4 protein-coding genes are annotated in these 3,843 nt (G+C 27.4%); all 4 read left to right on the top strand.

Going from position 1 to position 3,843, the window contains the following annotated elements:
* On the top strand, positions 1-1,050 hold a 1,050-nt coding region (locus tag UDIV_RS03340), incomplete at its 5' end, for an ABC transporter ATP-binding protein (protein WP_038103307.1).
* A gap of 14 nt (positions 1,051-1,064) precedes the next feature.
* Entirely contained in the window at positions 1,065-2,546 is a 1,482-nt protein-coding gene (gene lysS / locus UDIV_RS03335) for a lysine--tRNA ligase (RefSeq protein ID WP_038103305.1), read from the top strand.
* The gene (locus UDIV_RS03330; RefSeq protein WP_038103303.1) at positions 2,546-3,193 is read left to right on the top strand and encodes a 2-C-methyl-D-erythritol 4-phosphate cytidylyltransferase; all 648 of its coding nucleotides are present in this window, start codon (positions 2,546-2,548) and stop codon (positions 3,191-3,193) included. The genes lysS and UDIV_RS03330 overlap by 1 nt, the downstream gene beginning before the upstream one ends.
* A gap of 3 nt (positions 3,194-3,196) precedes the next feature.
* Positions 3,197-3,843: hypothetical protein (locus UDIV_RS03325; RefSeq protein WP_038103301.1), on the top strand; the 647-nt coding region annotated here is incomplete at its 3' end.

Here is a 3,843-nt window from a genome sequence, read left to right as displayed (position 1 = left end):
TGAAGTATTTTTGCAATGCGTTTATTAAATGCGGCACTAACTGTTTCATTCTTATTATTATCTATTGCTAAGATTCCCTTACCTGGAATTACACCTAATATTGATCCAGTAACTGGTCAAGTTGCTTTTGGTGTATTAGTTAGTTTATCTTTATTATCTAATACATTTGCTGAATTCTTTACTAACTTCAATAATACAATCCCTGGTTTTATAGCTGCACGAACTTCTTTATTAAAAATCAATGAGATCATGAAAGTAGATCATGAAGTTAATTGAAACAAAACACTTGATGTTTCTAAGTTTAAAGATGGAATTGATATCAAGTTTGATCAAGTATGTTTTAATTACTTACCAAACCAACCAACATTAATGAATATTTCATTTGAAGCTAAAGCACACCAAAAAGTAGCTATCATTGGACCAACAGGAGCTGGGAAAACTACAATCACCAACTTAATAACTAAGTTTTATGATTATCAAACTGGAGATATTACTTTTAATAACCAATCAATTAAAGAAATATCAAGAGAAAGTGTTCGATCACAAATCTCATCAGTTCTACAAGATTCATATTTATTTAATGAATCAGTATTAGATAATATTAAACGGGGCAAACCAGATGCTACTTATTTAGAAGTAGTACAAGCTGCTATGAAAGCACAAGCTCATGAATTAATTAAATCTTTACCAAATGGTTATCATACTATCATTGGAGACAAACAGAACTTATCACAAGGACAAAAACAATTAATTTGTATTGCTCGTGCAATTATTTCAGATGCAAAGATTATAATTTTAGATGAAGCAACAAGTTCAGTTGATACTTCAACAGAACTTAAGATTCAAAAAGCAATTGATCACTTAATGCATGAAAGAACAGCTATTGTAATTGCTCATAGATTATCAACAATCATTAATTCAGATTTAATCTTAATTATTCAAAGTGGTCAAATTGTTGCTTCAGGAACACATAATGAACTATTAAAGAATTCACAAATCTACCAAGATTTGTATTATGCAAATTATAAAAAACAAAACCTAAAGTTTTAAAGAAGGAAATACTTATGGATCGTAAATTCAGTGACCAAGAATTGATTAGAAGAGCTAAACTAGAAAAACTTGTTGAACAACAACATGACCCTTTTGTCATTTCTCAAGTCAAACGGGACATAAGTTTAGCTGATTTTTATAATCAATTTAATCATTATACAAAACAAGAACTAATTGAACTAGACCAAAAAGAATTAGTCTTTGCTGGTCGTTTAGTTGGTGTTAGACAAACTTTTGGAGTAATTGCTGATTTTAGTACAAAGATGCAAATCTATGTAAATAAAAAAACAGTAGATCCATCTTTGTTTGAAGTTTTTAAATCACTTGATTTAGGAGATATCATTGAAATTAAAGGGATTGCAATGAAAACTAATAGTGATGAGTTAACTATTAATGTAACTGGTTTAAGATTAGTTGCTAAATGTTTAAAAGTGTTACCTGAAAAATATCATGGACTTGTTGATGAAGAACTTAAAGCTAGATATCGTCATGTTGATTTAATGGTTAATGAAGAAGCCAAACAGACTTTTATTTTAAGATCTAAAATTATTCGAGAAATAAGAAACTATTTAGATGATAATGGGTTTTTTGAAGTTGAAACACCAATGTTACAAGATACATTAGGCGGAGCTGCTGCTAGACCATTTATAACTCACCACAATGCACTAAATAAAGAATATTACTTAAGAATAGCAACTGAAATTGCTCTTAAGAAATGTATTGTTGGTGGATTTGAAAAAGTTTATGAAATTGGTCGAATCTTCAGAAATGAAGGAATGGATTCAACCCATAACCCAGAATTTACTTCAATTGAACTTTATGTAGCTTATGCTGATTATTTAGAAATCATGGATCTAACTGAAACATTAATCAAACATGTTGCTACTAAATTAAACTTAACTAATCCTACATTTAGAGGATTTAGTGTTGATTTAACTAAACCTTTTAAAAAAGCTCATATGGTTGATTTAATTAAAGAGTATACTGGTGTTGATTTCTTTAGTGTTAAATCAGATCAAGAAGCAATAAGTATTGCTAAAAAACACAATATCCAATTAGCTAATCACCAACAAACGTATGGACATGTTATTAATTTATTCTTTGAAAACTTTGTTGAAGAAAAATTAATTGAACCAACATTTGTTTATGGTCATCCAATTGAAGTTTCTCCTCTTTCTAAAAAGAATAAAGATGATAGTAGATTTACTGATCGGTTTGAACTATTTATTTGTCAAAAAGAAATTGCAAATGCTTATAGTGAGCTAAATGATCCAATTGATCAACACCAACGATTTTTAAAACAACTTGAAGAAGCTAAGCTTGGGAATGATGAAGCTAATGAACTTGATATTGAGTTCATTGAAGCTCTTGAATATGGAATGCCACCAACAGGTGGACTTGGTATTGGAATTGATCGATTAATTATGTTATTAACAAGTAATGATAGTATACGAAATGTATTACTATTTCCTCACATGAAAGATCGTGCTAAATAATGAACAAGAATGAAAAAGAATTAAAATATACAGCAGTTATTTTAGCTGGCGGAGTCTCTAAACGATTTGGTAGAGATAAGCTATTTGAAAAAATCAATGGTATTTCAGTTATCGATCATTCAGTTTATCATTTTAATAATGATCCATTATGTGAAAGAATCTTCTTATTAGTTAGAGCTACTAGTTTTGATCATTTCCGTAAACATTTTCGTTTTGATAATAAGATTGTTTGTGTTAAAGCAGAATCAACAAGAATTAAATCTGCTCAAGAAGCTGTTAAATTAGTAAAAAGTAAATATGTCTTTTTCCATGATGCTTCTCGACCATTCTTATCTAATGAATTATTAAACAATCTTAAAGATGAATTAGTATTCTTAGCAAATGGTGTAGTACCTGCAGTTAATGTTAACCAATCATTAATTAAAATTGTTAATAAAGTAAGACAATATGTTGATTCAGACAACTATTATTTCTCACAAACTCCAGAAGCTTATGTTACAGATAAAATCAAGGTTGCTTTTGAAAGCAATCCTAAAATAAAACTAAACACAGAGATTTATGAAATCTATGAACAAAAGTTTGATGATTTACAAATCATTAATGGAGATGTTTCAAACAAAACAATTATTTTTGAATCTGATTTATAGAATATGTTCTTTAAACCATTATTTAAAAACAAAAAACTTCTTTACTATTTAACTTCTAGTTTTTTATTATTAACTTTATCAACTAGTTTAGTTACTAGTTGTTTTTCTTCTGATGATGAAATTGATTGATTAGAAGTTAATAGCCAATGAGCTAAAAACCTTTATTTTAAAAATAGTAAACTTATTAACTATGAACTAGTTCAACAAATAGAACAACAGCTTGATTTTAATCAACTTAAAAAGGTTCATAAACAACTAACTAACTTTAGTAGTTTTAGTTCATATTATGAATATATGTATCAACTTTTTAAAAAGGATTTTAACTTTTTAAAAAGTAAATTATCTAATCAACTTAAAAATAAAACAACCCTTGTTTTAGAAAATCAAAAAGTAGTTTCAGATAATCATGAATACTATAACTACTTTCATATTCTTTTACCAACTTATAGTTCTTTTTTATATGATCAACAAAAAGATGGTTTAAGTTTTAATTTATCATTTCCTTATCCTAAATCTAAAAGATTAAGTCAAATTATTGATTATCATTCAACAATTGGACATATTAGTAACTATAGTAACTTTACACAAACTAATCAAATTATTGAACAATCTTTTAGTAATAGTGTTGATTATGTTTTTTATTTATATGA

Source organism: Ureaplasma diversum NCTC 246 (assembly GCF_000731915.1).
Taxonomy (GTDB): Bacteria; Bacillota_I; Bacilli_A; order Mycoplasmatales; family Mycoplasmoidaceae; genus Ureaplasma; species Ureaplasma diversum.
Note: the sequence above shows the minus strand (reverse complement) of the source record. Positions and strands in the feature narration are given on the sequence as shown.